Source organism: Mucilaginibacter sp. A5337 (assembly GCF_059690695.1).
In genome coordinates this window covers 652663-674817 of sequence record NZ_JCAWEC010000005.1, presented here as the reverse complement: position 1 = coordinate 674817, position 22155 = coordinate 652663, and the positions used below count along the sequence as shown (strand labels likewise).

23 protein-coding genes are annotated in these 22155 nt (G+C 39.7%); 18 read left to right on the top strand and 5 right to left on the bottom strand.

Going from position 1 to position 22155, the window contains the following annotated elements:
* The first annotated feature begins 67 nt into the window (after positions 1-67).
* From AC59JO_RS20015 to AC59JO_RS19945, 15 genes are all read left to right on the top strand, one after another.
* Entirely contained in the window at positions 68-289 is a 222-nt protein-coding gene (locus tag AC59JO_RS20015) for a hypothetical protein (protein ID WP_413667652.1), read from the top strand.
* Positions 290-350: 61 nt separating this feature from the next.
* A complete protein-coding gene (locus AC59JO_RS20010; RefSeq protein ID WP_413667651.1) occupies positions 351-734 on the top strand; it encodes a VOC family protein in 384 nt (127 codons plus the stop codon).
* Between the two features lie 438 nt (positions 735-1172).
* The gene (locus AC59JO_RS20005) at positions 1173-1559 is read left to right on the top strand and encodes a response regulator (RefSeq protein WP_413667650.1); all 387 of its coding nucleotides are present in this window, start codon (positions 1173-1175) and stop codon (positions 1557-1559) included.
* Positions 1540-2628 (top strand): sugar transferase, encoded by a 1089-nt coding sequence (locus AC59JO_RS20000; protein ID WP_497307445.1) that lies wholly within the window; start codon positions 1540-1542, stop codon positions 2626-2628. Before AC59JO_RS20005 ends, AC59JO_RS20000 begins: the two co-directional genes overlap by 20 nt.
* Before the next feature lie 4 nt (positions 2629-2632).
* Positions 2633-3316 carry a TolC family protein gene (locus tag AC59JO_RS19995; RefSeq protein ID WP_413667648.1) on the top strand — a complete coding sequence of 228 codons (684 nt, stop codon included), beginning with the start codon at positions 2633-2635 and terminating at the stop codon, positions 3314-3316.
* Positions 3317-3319: 3 nt separating this feature from the next.
* Complete coding sequence (locus AC59JO_RS19990; protein ID WP_497307443.1) at positions 3320-5485, top strand: exopolysaccharide transport family protein; 2166 nt, start codon at positions 3320-3322, stop codon at positions 5483-5485.
* 45 nt (positions 5486-5530) lie between these two features.
* Positions 5531-5668: a hypothetical protein gene (locus AC59JO_RS19985; protein ID WP_167667979.1), complete on the top strand. Its 138-nt coding sequence runs from the start codon at positions 5531-5533 to the stop codon at positions 5666-5668.
* Between the two features lie 28 nt (positions 5669-5696).
* Positions 5697-7199, top strand: a complete 1503-nt coding sequence (locus AC59JO_RS19980; RefSeq protein ID WP_497307441.1) for an O-antigen ligase family protein — start codon at positions 5697-5699, stop codon at positions 7197-7199.
* Between the two features lie 12 nt (positions 7200-7211).
* Positions 7212-7826: an acyltransferase gene (locus AC59JO_RS19975; protein WP_413667645.1), complete on the top strand. Its 615-nt coding sequence runs from the start codon at positions 7212-7214 to the stop codon at positions 7824-7826.
* Between the two features lie 10 nt (positions 7827-7836).
* Entirely contained in the window at positions 7837-9180 is a 1344-nt protein-coding gene (locus tag AC59JO_RS19970) for an oligosaccharide flippase family protein (protein ID WP_413667644.1), read from the top strand.
* A 13-nt stretch (positions 9181-9193) separates the two neighbouring features.
* Complete coding sequence (locus AC59JO_RS19965; protein WP_497307438.1) at positions 9194-10411, top strand: glycosyltransferase; 1218 nt, start codon at positions 9194-9196, stop codon at positions 10409-10411.
* Between the two features lie 64 nt (positions 10412-10475).
* Positions 10476-11693, top strand: a complete 1218-nt coding sequence (locus AC59JO_RS19960) for a glycosyltransferase family 2 protein (protein ID WP_497307436.1) — start codon at positions 10476-10478, stop codon at positions 11691-11693.
* A gap of 58 nt (positions 11694-11751) precedes the next feature.
* Positions 11752-14403, top strand: a complete 2652-nt coding sequence (locus tag AC59JO_RS19955; RefSeq protein WP_497307434.1) for a non-ribosomal peptide synthetase — start codon at positions 11752-11754, stop codon at positions 14401-14403.
* Between the two features lie 78 nt (positions 14404-14481).
* Positions 14482-15018 (top strand): acyltransferase family protein, encoded by a 537-nt coding sequence (locus AC59JO_RS19950; RefSeq protein ID WP_497307433.1) that lies wholly within the window; start codon positions 14482-14484, stop codon positions 15016-15018.
* Positions 15015-15623: an acyltransferase family protein gene (locus tag AC59JO_RS19945; RefSeq protein WP_497307431.1), complete on the top strand. Its 609-nt coding sequence runs from the start codon at positions 15015-15017 to the stop codon at positions 15621-15623. The genes AC59JO_RS19950 and AC59JO_RS19945 overlap by 4 nt, the downstream gene beginning before the upstream one ends.
* 3 nt (positions 15624-15626) lie before the next feature.
* Here AC59JO_RS19945 and AC59JO_RS19940 read toward each other — a convergent pair whose 3' ends face one another.
* The 4 genes from AC59JO_RS19940 to AC59JO_RS19925 are packed head-to-tail and all read right to left on the bottom strand — an operon-like array spanning position 15627 to position 18180.
* The gene (locus AC59JO_RS19940) at positions 15627-16178 is read right to left on the bottom strand and encodes a hypothetical protein (protein ID WP_497307429.1); all 552 of its coding nucleotides are present in this window, start codon (positions 16176-16178) and stop codon (positions 15627-15629) included.
* Positions 16179-16192: 14 nt separating this feature from the next.
* A complete protein-coding gene (locus AC59JO_RS19935; RefSeq protein ID WP_497307427.1) occupies positions 16193-16528 on the bottom strand; it encodes an STAS domain-containing protein in 336 nt (111 codons plus the stop codon).
* On the bottom strand, positions 16529-17668 hold the full coding sequence (locus tag AC59JO_RS19930; protein WP_497307425.1) for a PP2C family protein-serine/threonine phosphatase: 1140 nt from the start codon (positions 17666-17668) through the stop codon (positions 16529-16531).
* A gap of 11 nt (positions 17669-17679) precedes the next feature.
* Positions 17680-18180 (bottom strand): hypothetical protein, encoded by a 501-nt coding sequence (locus AC59JO_RS19925; protein WP_497307423.1) that lies wholly within the window; start codon positions 18178-18180, stop codon positions 17680-17682.
* A gap of 78 nt (positions 18181-18258) precedes the next feature.
* Between AC59JO_RS19925 and AC59JO_RS19920 the strand changes: the two genes are divergently transcribed.
* The 3 genes from AC59JO_RS19920 (at position 18259) to AC59JO_RS19910 (ending at position 21295) form a co-directional block, all read left to right on the top strand.
* The gene (locus tag AC59JO_RS19920) at positions 18259-19182 is read left to right on the top strand and encodes a glycosyltransferase family 2 protein (protein WP_497307421.1); all 924 of its coding nucleotides are present in this window, start codon (positions 18259-18261) and stop codon (positions 19180-19182) included.
* Positions 19179-20354 (top strand): glycosyltransferase family 2 protein, encoded by a 1176-nt coding sequence (locus AC59JO_RS19915; protein WP_497307420.1) that lies wholly within the window; start codon positions 19179-19181, stop codon positions 20352-20354. Before AC59JO_RS19920 ends, AC59JO_RS19915 begins: the two co-directional genes overlap by 4 nt.
* 194 nt (positions 20355-20548) lie before the next feature.
* Complete coding sequence (locus tag AC59JO_RS19910; RefSeq protein ID WP_497307418.1) at positions 20549-21295, top strand: 4'-phosphopantetheinyl transferase family protein; 747 nt, start codon at positions 20549-20551, stop codon at positions 21293-21295.
* Here the strand turns inward: AC59JO_RS19910 and AC59JO_RS19905 are convergent.
* A complete protein-coding gene (locus AC59JO_RS19905; protein ID WP_497307416.1) occupies positions 21287-22012 on the bottom strand; it encodes a glycosyltransferase family 2 protein in 726 nt (241 codons plus the stop codon). The two genes, AC59JO_RS19910 and AC59JO_RS19905, sit on opposite strands and share 9 nt — an antisense overlap.
* Between the last annotated feature and the right edge of the window lie 143 nt (positions 22013-22155).

Here is a 22155-nt window from a genome sequence, read left to right as displayed (position 1 = left end):
CGATAATAAGGGCATCCCTGATACCATATTCCTGATCTCCATTAAAAGTACAGCTAATCAAAAACTTATGATGGTAGAAGTTTTTAAAACCAATGTAAATAAACGCCGCCAGGCCAGCATGCTTTTGGATGCCATTCACAAAGCATTTGGAAATCATAAAGCCAATTTTGATTTGGATGATTGTGACAATATCCTGCGGGTACAATGTGACAGCGGCACTTTATGTGCAAAATCGCTGATCAGCTTTTTAAATGATTTGGGCTGCAGGGCCGAGGTTTTGACCGACTAATCTTATTTTCTGCAAACAAATCATTTAAAGGCAAGGTAATACATTAATATAAATAATTATTATGTTAAAAGACAGCAAAGCATTTAGCGGATTTTCGGTAGATGATACAGCCAAAGCCAGAGCGTTTTATGCTGATGTACTTGGTTTAAGCGTAAGTGATTTGCCTGATATGCAGGGCTTACTTAACCTTAATATAACAGGCAGCACTCCCATATTGATATACACCAAGCCCAATCATGTGCCTGCAACCTTTACTATTTTGAATTTCCCGGTTGATGATGTAGAAAAAACTGTAGACGAGCTCAGCGCCCGCGGAGTTAAGTTTGAAATTTACGATCAGGAAAATTTTAAGACAAACGAAAAGGGAGTATTCCTGAGCGGCGGACCTAAGATAGCCTGGTTTAAGGACCCCGCGGGGAATTTTTTATCCATAATAGAAAAGTAACCTTGTGCACCTGTAGCCGGGGTCAAATAAGGGGGAATAAATAAATCCCGTTTTGGGGAATAACGGCTACCTGCCGTGGGAATAAATTCCTCGGCTAATTATTAACTTTCCGTTAATTTCTCAGTTTTTTTACAACTTATTTCGTGTATTACCCGTATAAAAGCCCATCGAACCTTTGATTGTGGCTTTTTTTATTTCAGGAATGTTTTTTGCATATAATTAAATGAAAAACAAAAGCGGCAATTGTGAAGCTATTTATTTTATACTTAGCTTTTAGTTAAAATAACTCATAAATTCATTTACTTTTTCATTAATAATATTTATTAAGTTTATATTTTGCGATATATCAAAAATTTACAACAAACAATAATTAAATCAACATACCGATTAACAATATAATTGCTTCTCACTTATTAAATAACCCCAATTAAATTAAGCATGAAAAGAACGCTACTTATAGTTGATGATGACCTGAGCATATTAAAACTGCTCAACTTTATCCTTTCAAAAGAATATGATATCGTAGTAAAAAATAACGGTATAGAAGCTTTTAGCTGGCTTGAGGATGGCAATATGCCCGAGCTGATCATATCCGATCTTCAGATGCCTTATTTCGACGGGCAATCATTTATAAAAAACGTTAAGATCAGCGGTTTTTACCGCGACATTCCGGTAATATTACTTTCCGCCGCCCATGATCTTGACACCCAGGTAAGTGCCATGCCTTTTAAGGTTGATGCTCACATACACAAGCCATTTAATCCAACCGCATTAAAAACAGCCATTAACCAAGTTTTACAAGTTTATGAATCATCAAACATCTGATTGGAACGAAAGCTCAGGTTCTAACATCAGGATAGCTTATGCCGGCAGCGAGTTCAAGGAAAAAATCTCGAATGGCTTAAACGAAGGCTTCAAAATTGCGTACAACAATACCATTGATCAGCTTAATGATTATCTGGGTGAGCAATCTATTTTGTCTGTCCCTGATATTATTTTGGTTGAAGTTGATACAGAAGGGAAATGGATCAAATTGGTTGAAGAAGTTAAGAGCAGCTTCCTGTTAAACGGTTTGATTATCGTATTGCTTTCATCAAGAAATGATAAAGCCTTAAAGCAACAAGCCATTAAACTGAAAGTACACGATTTTTACGGAGAGCCCTTTTCTATAAGCGATCTGCGTGAGCGGCTCAACTTTTTGGTACGTTTTAAACTGATAAAACCCAAATTACTTGAATTGTCAAAGGTTGTTGATACTGCCTATAAAATGCCTGCAGGTAAACGCCTCATCGACCTTGTAATTTCGGGTGGTATGATGCTGGTTTTATCACCGGTTATGCTTGTAGTCGCCATTTTGATTAAGCTGGATTCAAAAGGTCCGGTATTTTACAAAAGCAAACGCGTTGGTACGGGTTATAAGGTATTTGATTTTTATAAATTCCGGTCGATGCGTACCGATGCTGACCAGTTGCTTGCAAAATTATCTGCCGAAAACAACCAGTATGCAGCAGAAGGCGGCGATAATAAAGTAGCATTTGTTAAAATCAAGAACGATCCGCGTATTACCAAACTGGGCAACTTCCTGCGCAACTCAAGTTTAGACGAACTGCCTCAATTGTTCAATATCCTGCGTGGCGATATGTCGGTAGTTGGCAACAGGCCTTTGCCGTTGTATGAGGCTGAGATGCTTACCTCAAATGAATGGTCGATGCGTTTCCTTGGTCCTGCAGGCCTAACCGGTTTATGGCAGATCAGCAAACGCGGTAAAGAAGACATGTCTGAACGTGAAAGGAAAAAATTAGATAATTTTTATGCTCAGAAATACTCTATTTGGTTAGATTTAAAAATTATTGTAGGTACCGTACCTGCCCTATTCCAAAAAGAAAAAGTATAACTCTATGTCGGTGAAACTAAAGCTCACGTATCTTTCTATAATCGTTCTTTTTTTTTCCAGCCGCGTACAAGCGCAGCAAAGTTCATTTATAAACGACGTTAACTATCCGTATCTTGAAAAACTGATAGCGACTGCCAAAAAGAATTATCCTGAAGTTAAAGCACGCCAAAGCCAGGTAAATGCGGCCAAAGGGCTTTATAATTCAACCGTATTTTCATGGCTTGAAGGCGTAACGGCATCTTACATTTATAGCCCGCAAACATCAATCAATATTTCGCAGCCAACGATATTTAAAGGCTACCAGATAGCCATATCATTAAATATAGGCCAAATGTTTTCAAGACCAGGGGTTATCCGCCAGGCAAAAGAAACTTATAAAGCGGCTGAATACCAGCAGGCAGCATATATGTTAACCCTTGAGGCACAGGTTAAGCGTTATTACTTTGCTTATCTTGCAGCACAAGCCGATTTAAGGTTGCGGGCCAATGCTGTAATAGATGCCGAAAGTGCGGTTAAGCAGTTAAAATATGCATTCCAAAAAGGTGAAACAACTTTTCAGATTTATAACGAACAACTTAACAGTTTATACAACCAAAACTCTTTTAAAGTACAAGCCGAATTAGCGACATTTACAGCCAAGACCAATCTTGAAGAATTATTGGGTACTAAATTAGAAGACGTTAAGTAAACGATGGAGATAGGCAATTTTTTCACGCTACTAAAGAAATACAGAACTACACTGATTATAATACCGCTTGTAGCGGTTATTGCATCGTTTTTCCTGGTAAAAAATCTGCCCGATAATTATCAGTCGCATGCTGAAATTGCTACCGGTATTATTGACGCATCGAGGCACCTTCTTGATAAAGATGCTACGGCCAATGTACAGGAGCAGCAGGTTTATCGCGAATTCAGCAACCTGATAGCCATCATGAAGCTAAAGAAACTTATTGACCAGGTTTCTTATTCGCTCATGATCCATGACCTCACGGATCCTTATCCTTTTCGTAAACCAAGTAAAGAATTACTTGAACTGCACTCGTATGAAAAGGACAACGTGTTAGGCATTTTAAAAAAGAAATTTGCTACCCTCGAGCCGTTATCCGTTTATGATAAAACAGAAAACTCTGTTGTAGGACTGCTCAGATCAATGAGATACGATGAGCGTAACATCATGAAAGACCTGGTGGTTATGCGTAACGAAGACAGTGATTTTATATCTGTGAGCTTTGATTCAGAAAACCCTCAGCTTTCTGCCTTTGTAGTAAACACCTTGTGTAAACAGTTTATTGACTATTACACCCAAAGTGTAAAACAAAACGAATCAAACGCGGTAACATTTTTATCTAACCTGCTCGACACTAAACGTAAAGCGCTTAGCGATCAAACCGGCAAATTGCAGCAATATAAAATTGAAAATGGCGTATTGAACCTTGATGAGCAGTCAAAAGCTATTTTTGGCCAAATTATGGTTTACAACGATAAAAAGTTGCAGGCCGATAAAGATATGATAGCGAACCAGGGTGCTATTGATGCTATCAACCAAAAGTTCACACCCGATGACCGGAAGTATGTTGAAGCTATAACCAACAAATATAACCAGGCTATTATTTCTACCCAGGAGCAGCTGCATACGCTTGAAGATCAGTATGTAAGAAGCGGATTTAATAACAAGTATAAAGAATCGATTGACTCGTTACAGCAACAGCTTGCAAATCAGATTAACTTAACATCTGATAAATACATTACCAATCCGCTCATAGCTAAAGACGACCAGATCAAACAAAAACTTACGCTTGAGGTTTCGCGCGATTTGGCCAAGTATAGTGTCAAATCAATAGAAAATGAGTTAGCAAATCTAAATGCTAAGTTTTCACGATTAGTTCCGTTTGATGCCAAAGTAAAAACTTACGACTTTGATATTGACATTGCAGGTAAAGAATATCTTGATGTATTAAACAAATACAATGAAACCAACCTGCGCTCAAGCGTTTCGATAAAACTCATCCAGGTTGAAATGGCCCAGCCTGATGTAGCCCAGCCATCTAAAAAAATGCTGCTTATTATTCTGAGTGGTATAGGCAGCCTATTTGCCTGCGTTTTTTGGCTGTTTGTGTTGTTTTACATTGATGATACTATTAAAACCCCTACCGAACTGGTTAATAAAACGCAACTACCGTTATTGGGCTATTTAAATAAGATCAGCGGTGAAAACCTCGACTTGCGCAAGCTCTGGGACGTGGAACACCGCGAGAAAATGAAGACCTTTAAGGAGCTGTTGCGCTCCATAAGATTTGAAATTGACCAGGAATTAAAGGGCGAAAAAGTGTTAGCCATAACAAGCGTTGAACCGTCTGAGGGTAAAACCCTTCTTGCAATAAGCTTGGCTTACTCCTATTCTATGATCAACAAGAGGGTGCTGCTAATTGACGGTAACTTTAATAACGCCACCATCAGCAATACGGCCAAGCCACAAACTTACCTGGAAGATTATTTTAAAAACAACCCGTTGGGACAACAAGAGCTCAGCAGTTCAAACACCACTGTTTTAGGTAACCGTGGTGGAGACGTAACCCTGCTTGAAGTTGGCAGCGAAGAATTTGTAAAAAGCAGATTTGATGATTTACGTTCCAAATATGATGTTGTGATCATTGATACTGCTCCGCTTACTGCACTTAATAAATCAAAAGAGTGGTTATTGTTTGCTAATAAAACGATAGCGGTATTTGAGGCTAATAAAAAGATAATCAACGCTCAAAAGCAATACATTGCCTATTTAAAAGGATTGGAAAACAGGTTTGCGGGTTGGGTACTCAATAAAACTGATTACAATCAGAAAAAAGAAAAAAGTTCTTAATTAACCGGCGCCGCGAAGCCCCCTTAAATAATAATACTACTTAAAATGAGAATAGACCCTCCAAAACCGGAAAAGGATCCGTTTGAAGATTTAAGTCCCCTGCAAAAAAAAACACGTAAGGCGGCTATAGTATTTGCATTTATCGGTGTGTTTGTATGGGCGGTAAAGATCCTGTTCCTGTAGATTTAAAAAAGCATTTCTATTCTACCTTATGCGAAATGAACAAACAGGCAATAATGACATTAAGCGAAACTTTTGGAAAAACCTTTTAATCCAAAAGTTTTCGCATCCTTTTGCCTTGTTTTTCCTGCTGATTACTTCACTTGCCATAAGCTTTTTGACCTATAAACTTGAATTTATAGGCGTGGGTGCTGTGTTAGCGTTAACTATAGGATTGCCAATAGTATTTGCCATTACTGTTTATCCCGAATTCGGGATCTGTGCATTGATCATTGCGGCATTTTTTATCGGTTACGTTTCGGAATTTTTACCCGATCAGGTACCCATTGGTACCTTGATGGACGTAACAACGTACCTGCTCATCCTCGGTTTTTTTATTAAACAACGTACCGAACGAAACTGGACTTATTTTAAAAACCCAATCAGTTACATGATATTAGTGTGGCTGGCGTACAATATGCTTGAGTTTGTAAATCCATCCGCCGAATCAAGACTGGCCTGGATATATACTGTGCGTACAATAGGCTTTATTATGCTCATGTACTATGTTTTTGTTTTCCAAATCCGCACGATAAAGTTTATTAAAAAGTTGTTAAAGCTCTGGATCTTCCTCGATATACTGGCCGGAATCTCTGCCTTCCAACAAGAAAACATTGGCTTTTTCCCATTTGAACACAGGTATCTGTATGCTGACCCAACTCGCGTAAGTTTATTATTTATTAACGGACACATGCGTAAGTTTGGTATCTTTTCGGACCCCGTTACGTTTTCATACAACATGGTTATTGGTGCGCTGCTTTGCATTGTGCTTATTATGGGGAATCTTCCGCTTAAGCGCAAGGTAATCCTTGGTTGTATCGCCGGCTTTTTCTTGTATGTGATGCTCTACTCCGGTACAAGGGCCGCTTATGTATTAGTGCCGGGAGCGCTTTCAATGCTGGCGGTTTTAAATTTTAACAGACGGGTTTTAACCTTTACGCTTATAGCAGGTGCAATGCTTGGTGTTTTAATAGTGATGCCAACGTCAAACCCATTAATTAAGCGCTTCCAAACGGCGTTCAATCCCTCCGATGACCCCTCTTATAACGTTCGTGCCGAAAATCAGAAAAAAATAAAACCGTTTATCCTCTCCCACCCTATTGGCGGAGGTTTAGGTTCTGTAGGGGTTTGGGGCCGAAAGTTTTCGCCAAACTCTATGCTGGCTAAATTCCCTCCCGATAGCGGCTACGTACGCGTATCTGTCGAGATGGGCTGGGTTGGCCTGCTTCTTTTTTGTACGCTGTTTTTTGTTGTACTTAAAACCGGGATCAACTTTTATTTCAGTATCAAAAACCCCGAACTCAAAAACTACTGCCTGGCAATGTTACTGATCCTTTTTGCGTTCAACATAGGTAACTTTCCACAACAGGCACTCGTTCAATACCCATCAAACATCCTGTTTTACCTGGCCATATCCATTCTTGTAGTATGCAAACGAATTGACGATCAGGAACAGGAGCAATTAAAAAAAAGAACAGTACAGGTGCAATACTAATTAACTAAGCAGATGTCATTTGTATCATCCATAAAATCAAATCCGAAATTAAAAAAATTAGTCCACTGGATGCTGATCCCACCGGGCCAATCGAGGCCAAGGCTATGGGTAAGGCTTATCCTTAACCGCTTTTTTCACGAACGTGGTAAAGGAAGCGTAGTGAGGAACAACGCCCGGATGGACCTTTTCCCATTCAATAAGTTTTCACTTGGCGCAAAAAGCATCGTAGAGGATTTTGCTGTGATTAATAATGGTGTTGGCGACGTTTTTATTGGAGAAGGATCTGGCATTGGTATCAGCACTGTTGTAATCGGCCCGGTTAAAATAGGTAATTTCAGTATGACGGCCCAGCACGTTGTTATCTCCGGTCTTAATCACGGTTACCAGGATGTAAGTATCCCGCCACGCCATCAAAAAGTTACCACTAAACAAATCACTATTGACGATAATGTATGGATAGGCGCTAACTGCGTGGTAACCGCCGGTGTAACTATAGGCAAGCATTCGGTTATCGGAGCTGGCAGCGTGGTAACACGGGATATTCCGCCTTATTCGGTAGCCGTTGGCAATCCGGCCAAAGTAATAAAACAGTACAATTTCACAACACAAACCTGGGAGAAAGCGTAAAACAAAATACATGAGTTTATTTAAAAAACTAATAAACAAACACACGCTTTCATTGGCGACCAATGCGGTTTTGCCGGTTTTGGGGATGGTGATACTATCATTGCTGGCCCGCCGGTTAAGTAAACCCGACTTTGGCAACTACGTATTCTTCCTCATCGTGTTTACACTGGCCGACACCTTCCGCACCGGCTTCCTTCAAACATCCCTCATTAAATTCTATGCAGGATCAACACCCGAAAGGAAGAAAAATATATCGGGATCAACCTGGTACCTGGGCTTTATCATTACTTCGGTATTTGCCATTGTAAACCTGCTGATCTATCTTATCTACAGAAACCCGGGGGCCGATATAGCCATTACGCTTAAATGGTTCAGTCTCATTTATTTTTGCACGCTTCCATCGGCCGTAAGCCTTTGGATATTGCAGGCTGAAGAACGTTTTGATAAGATGTTCATTCTCCAGTTAATGAACCAGGGGGGCTTCCTCGTACTTGTGGTTTGTGTAGCAATAGCAGGAAAATCAAACTTTGAAACAACTATCTACTCTTACTTTGCAGCAAGCCTGTTAAGCAGCCTTATTTGTATTATTATTGGCTGGGCCAAAGTAAAAAACATAGCAAATAAAAGCAGGGATACTATAAAACAAATGGCTCATTTTGGCAAATACAGTGTAGGTACGTCAATAAGTTCATACTTGCTCAGAAGTTCTGACACACTGATTGTAAAACCTATGTTTAGCCCTGATCTGCTGGCTGTTTACTATATTCCGCAAAGGCTGATGGAAATTTTTGAAATCCCATTAAGAGCTTTTATCTCCACTGCCTTACCTGTTATGTCGGCAGCTATACAACGGGGCGACCAAAAATATGTAAGCTATATTATGAAAAAGTATGCAGGAATGCTTACTATAGCGCTCACCCCTATTGCTGTGTTTTGTTTTGTCGCTGCCGATCTTATCATCGGTTTGCTATTCGGTGCTAAATACCAACACTCCGATGCGGGGAATATCTTCAGGATTTTCATGTGCTACGTGATGCTGCTACCTATCGACAGGTTTTTTGGGATCACGCTTGATATCATAAATAAGCCCCATCTTAACATGATCAAGGTATTCCTGATGTTGACAGTTAACGTAATCGGCGATTTTACGGGTATCCTTGTGTTCCACAGTCTTTACGCAGTTGCTATTGCATCTATCTTCACATTTTTTACCGGGGCAATATTTGGTTATTGGGCATTAAAGAAAAACCTGCAATTTAAAATATCCGACATCTTTGTTTTAGGTTACATCGAACTAAAAGAGTTGATAGGACTTGTGCTGAGCAAAATCAAAGGAAAACAATTAACCGAATAACAAGCTATATCATATGGAGCTAAAGAACCGGCATATCGTTATATTATCGCAAATGCAGTTTGATAGCCGCCTGGAATCAACTAACTATACCATAGCCAAACATCTGGCTAAGGATAACTACGTCTATTATGTTGACAGGCCTTATACCTGGAAAGATTATATCCAGTTTAAAAATACCCCTGGTTATAATACCCGCAAGCCGCACTTTTTTTCGCCGAAGGATAGTTTTATACAAACAGAGATCCCTAATTTAAAGATCATCATTACTCCTCCTGTACCCTCAATCAATTCGTTGCCAGAAGGTGCTATATACCGCCAAGCCCTGAAAATAAACGAAAGGATTGTAGCAAACCGGCTCAATAAGGTGATTAAAAACCTCGGGATAAAGGATTACATCTTCATCAACTCGTATGCGTTTTATTACCCAACCATGCACCGGTTATTGAAGTTAAAACCGCTGCTCAAGGTTTATCATTGTGTTGACCCTTTGATTGAGGAATACCAAACCCGCCACGGCCTCATATCCGAAGATATTTTGGTAAAAGATATGGACATGGTGATCAGTACCAGCAAGGAGTTGAGTAATATAAAAGGGAAGCTTAATCCTAACTCGCACTTTGTGCCTAACGCAGCCAATATCAGTCACAGCCAAAAAGCGCTTGACCCGGCTTTGCCGGTGGCTGGGATTCTGGCCGATGTCAAAAAGCCTGTCATTGGCTATTTTGGCAATATTGAACGCCGTATCGATTATGATTTGATAACACAATTACTGAAGCAAAACTCCGATAAAAACTTTGTTTTTGTGGGCCCCGTTGCTATTGATTACGAAAACAACACCGTTTTTAACGCTCCTAATATTTTCAAAAAGGGTGCAGTACCATATGAGCTGTTACCTGCCGTACTCAAAGGCTTTGATGTTGCCATCATCCCCTTTAAAAAGGATGATGTTAGCAGCTCAATTTTTCCACTTAAATTGTTTGAATACCTGGGCTCCGGCCGGCCGGTTGTGATCACCGATTTTAACGAAGATCTGGAAGAATTTACCGGCGACACGGTTTACATCTGCAAAAATGCAGATGAATTTACCGCCGCCCTTAACCTGGCTTTAAATGACACCCCTTTTTTACAGCAAAAAAGATTAAAAGTAGCAGCACAAAATACATGGGAGCACCGTATAATAGAGATCAAGCGCCTGCTGGCAACAAATTTGAATAATAAGCAGAAAGGTTAATTTTTAGAGAAACACATCTGTTACTTATAATTAATTATAAAACGGGGTTTATCATCAAAAACACATGGAAATCATCAAATTCATTGCATCTGTTATCGCCATTTTGCTGTTTATATACCTTGGTGTATACAGTTTATACCTGTTTGTGTTCTCTGTAGTGGGGAAATTAATTCCCATTAAGCAGCCTCCGGTAGCAAATGCCCTCAGTAAGTTCATAGTTTACATCTGCGCTTACAAGGAAGATGAAATTATTTTAAACTCGGCAGCAGCAGCGCTAACTATCGATTACCCTAAAGATTTATTCACGGTTTGTGTTATTGCCGACTCCATGAAACCTGAAACCATTGTTAAATTAAAGCAGATGCCTTTGCAGGTGGTTGAAGTAGTTTTTGAAACCAGTACCAAATCAAAAGCGTTAAATAAAGCTATTGAAAACACAGCTGCCGGCTATGATGCCGCCGTTGTTTTTGATATTGATAATATAGCCGCACCTGATTATCTGCACCAGATCAATAATTATCTGCGGGCAGGCCACCTTGTGGTACAAGGCCATCGCGTAGCAAAAAATTCAAATACGCAGGTAGCCATACTTGATGCTGTGAGCGAAGAGGTTAACAATCACATTTTCAGAAAGTCACAACAGTTATTTAAATTTTCGGCAGCCATCATTGGTTCAGGAATGGCTTTGGAATATAAGCTTTTTGTGAATGTAATGTCGCGTATTGACGCTGTAGGTGGCTTTGATAAAGAAATGGGACTACTGCTTACCCGCGACAAGATACACGTTGCTTATGCCGAAAAAGCATACATATATGATGAAAAAGTAAGTAACCCGGCTGTATTTGAAAAGCAGCGTAAACGCTGGCTTTCGGCGCAGTTTAACTTGCTTAAAAAGTACGGAGCTACAGCACCTGCCCAGTTTTTTCGAGGCAATTTTGATTATGTAAATGAGATTTACCAGATGGCTATCCTGCCGCGCGTGCTGATGCTTGGCCTGATGCCGCTGATGTTGCTGATCTCTTTTTTCACTCCGGGTATTGGCCCGCACTGGCATTTATGGCTTGGTGCAACTGTGGCTTGTTACCTTGGTATCATAGTTGCCATACCGACATCGTTCTACAACGGAAAACTTTTAGAAGCTATGCTTAAACTGCCACTTATATTTTTCACCATGTTCCTGCTGTTGTTCAAACTGAAAGGAGCAAACAAAAAGTTTATTCATACGCCGCACGATCACGCTCCCGCAGAACCCGTAAATGACCAGGCTACTGCAGTTAAATAACGGAAACAACGTTGATAATTAATTGAATCAGGAATTTATATAGCATATAAAATAAATTATGGACGCCCCTCTGAATACCGACGTTATAAGCATGTTAAACAATACCGCTGTAGATTATCCCAAAGAAAAGGCACTTATCCATTTAACTGCAGCTGCAGCTCATCAGTACCCGGATAAAATTGCGCTAAAATTTCATGAGCGCACTTTAACCTATAAAGCGCTCAACGAAGCGGCCAACAAACTGGCCGGTTACCTGATTGACCAGGGGCTTAAACGAGGTGATGTTGCCGGTGTTGCACTTGACCGTTCGCCCGAAATGGTAATATCGTTATTAGCTGTTATGAAAGCCGGAGCAGCCTACGTACCACTTGATCCGGAATATCCGAAGGATCGTATCGAATTTATGCTTGAAGATTCGTCAGCCAAAATTCTGATTACCTCCGAAAAATATCATAATCATTTTGCTGCAAACTCAATTGAGGTTTTAATTGAGGCCGCATTAGAGAAATTCCCTTCATATCCGGCTACAGAGCCAGAAACCGGTGTAAGCGGAGAAGATCTTGCTTATATCCTGTATACATCAGGTTCAACAGGGAAACCTAAAGGCGTACAGATCCGCCACTTTAACCTTATCAACTTTTTATTAAGCTGCCAAAAGGTACCGGGCATGACCACCGCCGATAAAGTATTGGCGGTAACTACCATATCGTTTGACATTGCCGGGTTAGACCTCTATTTACCATTAATAACCGGCGCCGAACTTTTGTTAGCAGATTCAGCTACGGCAAAAGACGGTCGCGCGTTGGTTGATCTGGTAAAAGCAGAAGATGTAACAGTAATGCAGGCCACTCCTTTCACCTGGCGTATGATGCTGGTATCGGGTTGGGATAGCAAATTACCTTTAAAAGTATATTGTGGCGGTGAGGCTTTCCCGAAAGACCTTGTTACACAGCTCTTGCCGAAATGTGAGGAGATCTGGAACCTGTATGGCCCAACCGAAACCACCATTTACTCAACCATAAAACAGATCACCAGTGACGAAGATATTACCATTGGTAAACCTGTTGCCAATACCCAGATCTATATTTTAGATGAAGCGCTTAATAATCTTACCGATGGTTCAATTGGTGAAATTTATATAGGCGGTGATGGTGTTGCCGTTGGGTACCTTAACCGTGCAGAGCTATCTGCAGAGCGTTTTGTTAAAGATATTTTCTCAACGGTTGAGGGTGCCCGCATGTACCGCACAGGCGATTTGGGCAAGATCAGGCAGGATGGTGAAATTCTTTGTCTTGGTCGTATTGATCACCAGGTTAAGGTACGCGGTTACCGTATAGAACTGGAAGAAATTGAACAAAACCTGTTAAAGCAGGATAATATTAAACAGGCGGTAGTTATTGCCCGTGAAGATACACCAGGGATGCCTCGCCTGGTTGCTTATGTAATTTCACCCGAGCCAAAAGAAGGGATCGATCTTAAGAACCAGTTTGATGCATGGCAAAAAGGGCTGCTGGCTGTATTGCCTGAATATATGGTCCCTGATGATTTTGTAGTGATGGACGCAATACCTATTACCCCTAATGGAAAAATAGATCGCAAAGCACTACCTAAGCCAGATTACAACATTATCTATCGCGAGGGTGAATTTGTTGCCCCACGTACCGATAATGAAAAGCTGGTGGCCAAAATATGGCAGCAGAATATGGGGATCGAGCAGATCAGTATCCTTGATAACTTTTTTGAACTGGGCGGTCGTTCATTAGTTGCTGTAAAAATCATGGCTGCTATTGAGCAGGAAACCGGAAAACGTTTGCCGCTTGCTACTTTGTTTGAGCACGCCACTATCGAAAAACTGGCAGCAAGGCTTGAGGGCAACGAAGTGATCAGTTGGGAATCTCTTGTGCCTATTAAGCCTAATGGCAGTAAAATGCCATTGTATATTGTGCACGGAGCCGGTTTAAACGTATTGTTGTTTAATGCCCTTGCCATGAATATGGATGCAGAGCAACCGGTTTACGGTTTACAGGCACGTGGACTGAATGGTATAGATGAACCATTGGATGTAATGGAAGAAATTGCGGCTAATTATATAGCCGAGATCGTAGCCAGAAATCCGGATGGCCCTTACGCATTGGCAGGCTATTCATTAGGTGGTATTATTGCTTATGAAATGGCAAACCAACTCATTGCTGCCGGCAAAGAGGTAAAAATGGTGGCCATGTTTGATACTTATGCCGACCGTTCGGATATAAATGACAGCGCGGCTAAAAAGATAGTTGATAAGACTGCCTTACGAGCCAAGCAACTTGCCCACAGTTTTGTGTTATTAGCCGAAGACCCTAAACGTACCATCGAATACAAAGGGCTAATGCTTAAACGTCAGATGATAAAACTTTACTGGAAAATATTTAAACCTAACCAAAAGCGGGAAGGCTTTTTTGCCTATGATAATGAGATTGACGAGGCAAGTGAAAAAGCATTGCGCAACTATGTGCTAAAGCCGTTAAACATAACGCTCGATTTGTTCAGGGCCAAAAAACGGACTTTTTATATGGAGGATTTTGAGTTTTTAGGCTGGAAGCCATTTGCTCTGAAAGGCGTAAATGTACATGAGATTCCTGGTGAGCATAATACCATATTTGCTCCGCCAAATGACAAGGAGTTTGCCGAAGTACTGCAGAAATGCTTGGACAGGGTAGCAAACAACTAAGTACCTGTATTTACCCGTAAACAATACCAGCCGTGTTAAACTTTTCAGTTATGTTAAACTTAACCGGCTGTGTAAAATATGGAGATTACTACCAAAGAAGATATAAAATCAACCGGCAAAGCAAGGGTTTATTTCTCCAACCTAAATGGGGTAAGGGCTCTTGCTGCGCTTATGGTAGTTATATCCCATATCGAACTGCATAAAGTTGATTTTCACGTAGCCAGGATTCCCTATATAACGATATTTAATTTGGGTAAAACAGGGGTTACTATTTTCTTTGCGTTAAGTGGTTTTTTGATCACTTATTTACTGCTTGAGGAAAAACGCAACTTTTCGATTGTTAATTTCAAGGCGTTTTATATCCGGCGTATGCTCAGGATCTGGCCGTTGTACTTTCTGCTGGTAATTATAGGCTTTTTTATCTATCCCGCCCAGGGTTCAACAACAGGGCTTTGGCTGTCGATATTTTTTATGCCCAACCTGGCTTTTTGCCTCCAGATGCTGCCGGAAATTTTCAATCCAATCTGGTCAATTGGTACCGAAGAGCAGTTTTACATATTCCACCCTCATTTTTTCAGGATAAAAAAAACAAAAATATCCTTTATGCATTTTTGATTTTTATTGTTTCGATATGGGCTTTACAGTTAACTATAAACAACCTCAATCATAGCAATGAAATATGGAAACTTTTCAGTCAGTTTTTTTACTACGCCAGGTTTGATAATATGATGATTGGAGCCGTTGTAGCTGTTATATTTCATAACACCAAACACCCCACATTTAAGTTTAAATTACAAGGGCTGTTTGACGAGATGTTTAAGTCCTATATACAGGTTATACTATCAATAATTTTTGTGGGGTATGTTTATTTATACCTTATTCACGATATCCCACACGGCGATGTTCCGCTGGCTATAATTTCTTCGCTGCTTATTGTAACCCTTAGCCAGGCCGAAACCAGTATTTATACTATAAAAGGCAAAACGCTTGATTATATCGGTCAAATTTCATACGGCATTTACCTGTTACATAAATACCCGCTATTTTTAACGCTCTATCTCGTACACAAATACATTCCAACCATGAATATGGTAGCCCAAAATATCATCATTTATGCGGTTACAGTAGCGTGCGCTGTAGGACTGGCTTCACTATCCTATTTTGGATATGAAAAACCTTTCTTAACCATTAAGAAACGTTTTCAGAAAATTACGCAGTGATATTTACTGCTGTTTAAGTTCAATTACCGAAGTAAAAGTATTTACGCCAGTATCAGGTTTATGTTTGTAATTAAATGTATCGCTGGCACGTGCTATGATCATCAGGCCGTAATGCTCATTTAAGCCCATAATGGTATCCTTGTTAACATACCGCACATCAAAATCTTCGGTAAAAAACTCAAGCTTGTTGCTGTTTTTCACCCGGCCCTTTAATGTGCCAAAATCATCGCCATAAATAGCTATTTCATTTTGAATAAGCTTACTGTGCGTTAACGGCCAGGTTAGTGATGCTTGCCTGGTATTAATTTGCAGCGGCTTTCCTTTATCCTGTTTACTGATATATAGCTTGTTGTTTTTCAGATCGACCCCAATCCGGGTAACATCATTCCCCATATGTTTGAGCGAATTGGTAAGCAGCTCAATCAGGATGGTTTTGATCCTAAAACCGGCATAGTCATCGAGTATATCTTTTGCGATGTTTTGTATATAGCTGATGATCTGAATGGTTAAAGGATAAATACCTTCGGTTTCATTGTTAAAAACAAACTTTTTCACGGTAATAAATTCGTTTATGCCCCGGTTAAAGCCTCCTGTGTATTTGTGTAGATCCTGAACACTTTATCAAGCCGTACCAATTGAAATAATGACCTGATATCATTATTTAATCCAACTATGGCAATATCGGCTCCATTATTCAGAGCCAGTTTAAGCGCCGATACCAATGCACCTAAAAAAGAACTGTCTACATAAGTAACCCGCTCAAAATTTACAATAACAAACTTATTCCCGTTATTGATCAGGCTAACCAGTTCTGCTTTAAATTGCTCAGAATTTGCCAAATTTGCTTCTTTAAGCTGTATATCCGCAATTAATGAATTATTAAGCAAATGTGTTTGTAATATCATTTAGCTATTTTTTTGAATAAATATTAAACTGCAATCGTCAATTTGTTCATTCGCTTTCTGGTTCAAAAAGCCATCATGTTTCAGACTTTCGAATGAATTAAATTTACCAAGATATTTTGCAATTTCGTTGATAAAACTATCCAAATCCGTCTTTTTTCCAACCGGCGTTTCTTTATCAATTAAGCCGTCTGTTACCAGTATTAATTGATCGCCAGGTTGCATACTTATCAAATGTTCATCAAAACCGCCCTCTTTGCTAACCCCGAGTAATAGTCCTGATGAGCCAATCCTGTTAATCCTTTGTTTGGCGTAACTAAAATATAAAAGCGGTAAATCGCCGGCACCGGTATAACTCAACGTTTCATGTTCCGAATCAATCATAATGAGTGAAAGCGTCGATAAAACTTCACTCACAACCGGGTCATGATAAATAACCAAATTGATTTTTTGCATAATACTTTTGGTGGACACATCCCCTTCCGAAACACATAATCTGACAGCTGCCCTTATATAACTCAAATACCCAAAAGAAAAGAACCAGGCGCCCCATTTTTTCCCCATAACGTCGCCCATGATAATAAAGGTATATCTGTTATTGATCGTTATGGCATCAATAAAATCCCCACCCGGGTAATTTTCGAAGGATTTGTGCCAGAAATCTATTTCAAACCCATCAATTCGGGGCGTTTCCTGCGGAACAGAATACAAATTTAAGGCCATTGCTGCGCTGCTTAGCTCTTTTATGGTATGCTCATGCCGCTCGCGGATGCTGTTCAAATAATTGTTAATCTTTGAAATAACAAAAGTAATGGGCGTATCCTTGTCAATGTAATCAATGGCATCCATACTCATTCCCGTTATCATATGGGCATGGTCGGTGACCGAAGTTAAAAACATAAAGGGGATATTCTTATACTCGGGAATATTCATTAAGCTTTGTCTGAAAGCAAAACCGTCGATGTCGGGCATCTGATAATCAGACAAAATAAGATCAGGGATCTCATTTTCAAGCAATGCCATAGCCTCCTCCGCAGAAGTTGCCTTTCGGCTTTCAAAGCCCTCTTTCTCCAACGCCTGACCAATAACCAGCAAAACAAGAGGGCTATCATCAACCAGGAGTATTTTCGAACGTTTCGGCATGGTTTGTACTTTCAGGAATTAACTTTCCGGAGTAGGGCATTTATAAACAAATATACACCTGTTAATACTATTAATACTGATATTACATCCATTAAAGTTATGCCGTCATCCTTTGAAAAATAAAAAATGGTAAACATTTCAAAATACGGCGGCGCCGGCATGATGATCATCGCCAAACCAAGTATGATCATGGTAACTGCAATTGCTATTAATACTACGCGCTTTAATTTTTCGCGCAGCAGGAACTCCTTTGATCCCCGGCTATCAACCGGGTGTTGGGTAAGTAAAAGTTCAAGATTTGTTATCATGTCCAGGCGGCTTTGTTCCTGGTTTAATCCGCTAAAGGCATCAAATTTTTGTGAGCTTGAGTTATTGTCGACAGCGCTATTTATTTTTTGCTGTATTGCCTTAATATGTTCTTTATCAATATTCTCCTTTTTTAGCAGCAATATAAGTTCATCAGCTTTTATATTAAGCAATGACTCATCATTATTGGGCAGGTTATTTTTCAAAGGAATATAGTTGATATAATTGGTTAACTTTTACTCATATTAGCCGTAAAAAGCCATATTGATAATAACCCCTTTTAAATGAAAAAAGTTTCTGTTGTAACCGTAAATTTCAACCAGCCTTCGGTAACCGAAGAAATGTTATTATCGATTAAAAATACAAGTACTTATAGTAATATCGAAATAATTGTTGTTGATAATGCAAGTAAAGCGGATCCTGTACCTGCCTGGACAATAAAATATCCCGAAATAATATTTATCCGCTCGGATATTAACCTCGGTTTTGCGGGTGGTAATAACCTCGGGCTCACAGTTGCAACCGGCGATTATATTTTCATGGTAAATAATGATACTGAGTTTACCTCAGGCCTTGTTGAAAAGTTGGTTGAAGTTATGGACGGTAACCCGGCAGTAGGCATGCTATCGCCCAAAATCAAATATTTTAGCGATAAAAACCTGATCCAATATGCGGGTTACACCCCAATGAACTATTATACCTGTCGCAATAGTGTTATAGGTTTAAAGCAAAAAGATGAAGGGCAGTTTGATCATATCACTGCGCCTACTGCATATTGCCATGGAGCTGCCATGATGATCAGAAAAGAAGCCATTGAAAAAGCAGGTATGATGTGCGAAAACTTCTTTCTATATTATGAGGAGGTTGACTGGTGCGAACACATTATCAGGGCAGGTTTTAACGCCTGGGTTTGCACCGATGCACTCATTTATCATAAGGAATCTGTATCGGTAGGCAAAAAAAGCAAGCTTAAGGAATATTTTATGAACCGGAACAGGATCCTGTTTATCCGCAGAAATGCTCCGTTTTTCAAAAAGATCTTCTTTTATTTTTATTTTTTGCTGCTTGTAGTGCCCCGAAACCTGGTCAATTACATCAAAGAAAAACAATATGATTTTATACCGATGCTTCTTAAAGCAGTATGGTGGAATTTTACACACTCAAAAAACAGCAGCAATTTAGGATATCCCATTAACACCATAGCATGAAAATAATTTTAGCCATAAGCCTCTTCATTGTTTTTTACACTTTTGCCGGATACGGTATTTTTCTGTACCTGATCATCAGGATCAAAAGGGCGTTTAAAGGCCAAAAGCCACTTCCTTCAGAAAATATGGATGAACTGCCTTCCTGCACTTTGATAATTGCCGCTTATAATGAGGAATATTTTATTGAACAAAAGATCAGCAACAGTCTTCAGCTTAATTATCCCGAAGGAAAACTGAAATTACTTTTTGTTACAGACGGATCATCAGACAAAACCCCTGATATTATTGCCCGCTACCCACAAATACAATTATTGCACAGACCCGAACGGGCAGGCAAAATAGCTGCCGTACACCGTGCTATGGAATATGTTGATACCGATGCGGTTGTATTTACAGACGCCAATACATTTTTGAATAAAGATGCGCTGATAAAAATTTGCAGACATTACAGCGATGCGACAGTAGGTGCAATTGCCGGCGAAAAACGTGTGCATATTGATGAAAATGCCGATGCCAGCGCCGCCGGTGAAGGTTTTTACTGGAAATATGAATCGGCTTTGAAAAAATGGGACTCTGAACTGTATTCGGTTGTTGGTGCAGCAGGTGAGCTGTTTAGCGTACGCCGTTCATTGTACCAGCCCGTTGAGCCGGATACCATACTTGATGATTTCATGATTTCGATGCTGATAGCAGCCAAAGGATACCGCATTATTTATGAACCTGAAGCGTATGCTACCGAAACTGCATCCGAAAATGTTTCGGAAGAATTAAAACGGAAGGTTAGGATAGCCGCCGGTGGCATCCAGTCTATTTTAAGGCTTAAAAAATTATTTAACCCATTCCGCTACCCCATTTTATCATTTCAATATATCAGTCACCGGGTTTTAAGATGGACAATTACCCCCTTCCTCCTTATCCTATCATTTATCCTCAACATCGCCCTTGCGCTTAAACCCGGGGAAACAGCTATGCAGGGACTACTATTGGCACAGGTATTGTTTTATTTACTGGCCTTGCTTGGCCTGTTAATGGAAAAGCGGCAACTGCGTATCAAAGTTCTTTTTATCCCTTATTATTTTTGTGTTATGAACTATGCAGTGTTGGCCGGTATCATCCGTTATTTCAGCACGAAGCAAAGTGCTGTTTGGGAAAAGGTGCAACGGAAGCAGTAAAACATTGATTATTAGCCAACAGGATAATTATTTTATAGTTTAATATTTTGATTGAATTAAACTCTTATGCATTACAAGGAGTTAACGTACACCCTATGCCCGGCGAGCATAACTCGATATTTAAGGCTCCCAACGATAAGATCTTTGCAAAAATCTTGCAAAATTGCCTCGATGAAGCGGCTAAAAAATAAGTTATGGAAGTAGTAAAGGTTGAAATCCGTTATCTTGACAATGTTGAATGGCAGCAGGACGTTAGTCTCAACCTTACCACAGATGCTCATGTTGATGTTTGGAGAATTAAAATTGTCGGGCACCTCCCGTTTATCGAACAGTTTATAAAACTATTACTGCCTGATGAAATAATAAGAGCGGAACGCTACTATCAGGAAAAAGACAGGCAGCGTTTTGTGGTGAGCCGCTGTGCCCTGCGGATCATCTTAGGCAGATATCTCGGCCAACAACCTGAAAATATCCGTTTTGAGATTGGGGCAAACAAAAAACCTTTTGTAAAAACTACCGGGGCTACTGTCAACTATAATGTATCTCACTCAGATGAATGGGTAACCATAGCCGTATCAAAAACTGGAGTGGGTATCGATACAGAAAAAATTGATCGTTCATTCGCCTATAAAGAAATCCTTGCCGATAATTTTAGTGAAGATGAAATCAGTTTCATTAACCAAAGTAACCCGGAAGAAAAATTCATTCTCCTTTGGACCCGTAAAGAAGCCATTACCAAACTTACGAGCCAGGGACTGGACGAGCGACTTAAAGACATTCCTTCTTTAGATGGTAATCACCAGATAAACAATAAGATCATCAATTCATCTAAAGTAGTTAAGCTGGTAACTTTCAAACTTGACGATAACAACTTGGCTACACTGGCTTATGAAAGTGAAGATCAGGCTGCAATCCGGTTTTACGACACCGGTCTACTTTGATTTAAATAAACCGAATTTAAGGATACAGTAAATAGCCCTTACTCCATCCTTCCATCCTATCTTTTTGCCTTCTTCATAAGTACGACCGTAATACGAAATACCTACCTCATAAATCCTGATGCGGGGCACACGTGCAATTTTCTGGGTAACCTCGGGCTCAAATCCAAAACGCTTTTCGGTAAGTTTAATGGATTGAATAAGCTTAGTGTTAAATAACTTGTAGCATGTTTCCATATCTGTAAGGTTTAGATTGGAAAACCAGTTTGAGGCAAAGGTTAACCACCTGTTACCAATGGTATGCCAAAAAAACAGGATGCGGTGAGGGTTGCTCCCCATAAATCGCGAACCATAAACAACATCAGCAAAGCCAGCTACAACAGGTTTTAATAAGTCATTATATTCGGCAGGGTCATACTCAAGGTCGGCATCCTGGATTATCAAATAATCGCCGGTAGCTTTTGAGATCCCCGTATGCAAAGCAGCACCTTTACCCTTGTTTACTTCGTGTTTAAAGTATTGTATATTAACATCAGGGTTACCAAGCTTGTATTTATAAATGGCAGCTTCTGTATCATCCTTTGAGCAATCATTCACAATGATCACTTCTTTTTCAATATCATTGATAAGGTTTACCTCTTTAATTTTATCTAAAATTAAATGTATGGTATTACCTTCGTTATAAGCCGGGATAATAATTGATAATTTTTGTATCGTCATTTATTGTATTATTGCCTGGTAGATTTTTGCCACAATTATAGTTGTATAAACCTGAACTGGCTTAATATTTTTATATTTAGTAATGCAATTTGTGCTAAAACGAGCTAAAAGTTATTTAAAAAGGCCTAAAGTAATAGTCTCCC

Coding starts and splice junctions, on each gene's coding strand:
- AC59JO_RS19935 (WP_497307427.1), bottom strand. CDS start 16,528: ATGATATTACAAACACATTTGCTTAATAATTCATTAATTGCGGATATA.
- AC59JO_RS19970 (WP_413667644.1), top strand. CDS start 7,837: ATGAGTTTATTTAAAAAACTAATAAACAAACACACGCTTTCATTGGCG.
- AC59JO_RS20005 (WP_413667650.1), top strand. CDS start 1,173: ATGAAAAGAACGCTACTTATAGTTGATGATGACCTGAGCATATTAAAA.
- AC59JO_RS19930 (WP_497307425.1), bottom strand. CDS start 17,668: ATGCCGAAACGTTCGAAAATACTCCTGGTTGATGATAGCCCTCTTGTT.
- AC59JO_RS20015 (WP_413667652.1), top strand. CDS start 68: ATGATGGTAGAAGTTTTTAAAACCAATGTAAATAAACGCCGCCAGGCC.
- AC59JO_RS19910 (WP_497307418.1), top strand. CDS start 20,549: ATGGAAGTAGTAAAGGTTGAAATCCGTTATCTTGACAATGTTGAATGG.
- AC59JO_RS19920 (WP_497307421.1), top strand. CDS start 18,259: ATGAAAAAAGTTTCTGTTGTAACCGTAAATTTCAACCAGCCTTCGGTA.
- AC59JO_RS20000 (WP_497307445.1), top strand. CDS start 1,540: ATGAATCATCAAACATCTGATTGGAACGAAAGCTCAGGTTCTAACATC.
- AC59JO_RS19915 (WP_497307420.1), top strand. CDS start 19,179: ATGAAAATAATTTTAGCCATAAGCCTCTTCATTGTTTTTTACACTTTT.
- AC59JO_RS19980 (WP_497307441.1), top strand. CDS start 5,697: ATGCGAAATGAACAAACAGGCAATAATGACATTAAGCGAAACTTTTGG.
- AC59JO_RS19985 (WP_167667979.1), top strand. CDS start 5,531: ATGAGAATAGACCCTCCAAAACCGGAAAAGGATCCGTTTGAAGATTTA.
- AC59JO_RS19995 (WP_413667648.1), top strand. CDS start 2,633: ATGTCGGTGAAACTAAAGCTCACGTATCTTTCTATAATCGTTCTTTTT.
- AC59JO_RS19950 (WP_497307433.1), top strand. CDS start 14,482: ATGGAGATTACTACCAAAGAAGATATAAAATCAACCGGCAAAGCAAGG.
- AC59JO_RS19960 (WP_497307436.1), top strand. CDS start 10,476: ATGGAAATCATCAAATTCATTGCATCTGTTATCGCCATTTTGCTGTTT.
- AC59JO_RS20010 (WP_413667651.1), top strand. CDS start 351: ATGTTAAAAGACAGCAAAGCATTTAGCGGATTTTCGGTAGATGATACA.
- AC59JO_RS19990 (WP_497307443.1), top strand. CDS start 3,320: ATGGAGATAGGCAATTTTTTCACGCTACTAAAGAAATACAGAACTACA.
- AC59JO_RS19975 (WP_413667645.1), top strand. CDS start 7,212: ATGTCATTTGTATCATCCATAAAATCAAATCCGAAATTAAAAAAATTA.
- AC59JO_RS19905 (WP_497307416.1), bottom strand. CDS start 22,012: ATGACGATACAAAAATTATCAATTATTATCCCGGCTTATAACGAAGGT.
- AC59JO_RS19965 (WP_497307438.1), top strand. CDS start 9,194: ATGGAGCTAAAGAACCGGCATATCGTTATATTATCGCAAATGCAGTTT.
- AC59JO_RS19955 (WP_497307434.1), top strand. CDS start 11,752: ATGGACGCCCCTCTGAATACCGACGTTATAAGCATGTTAAACAATACC.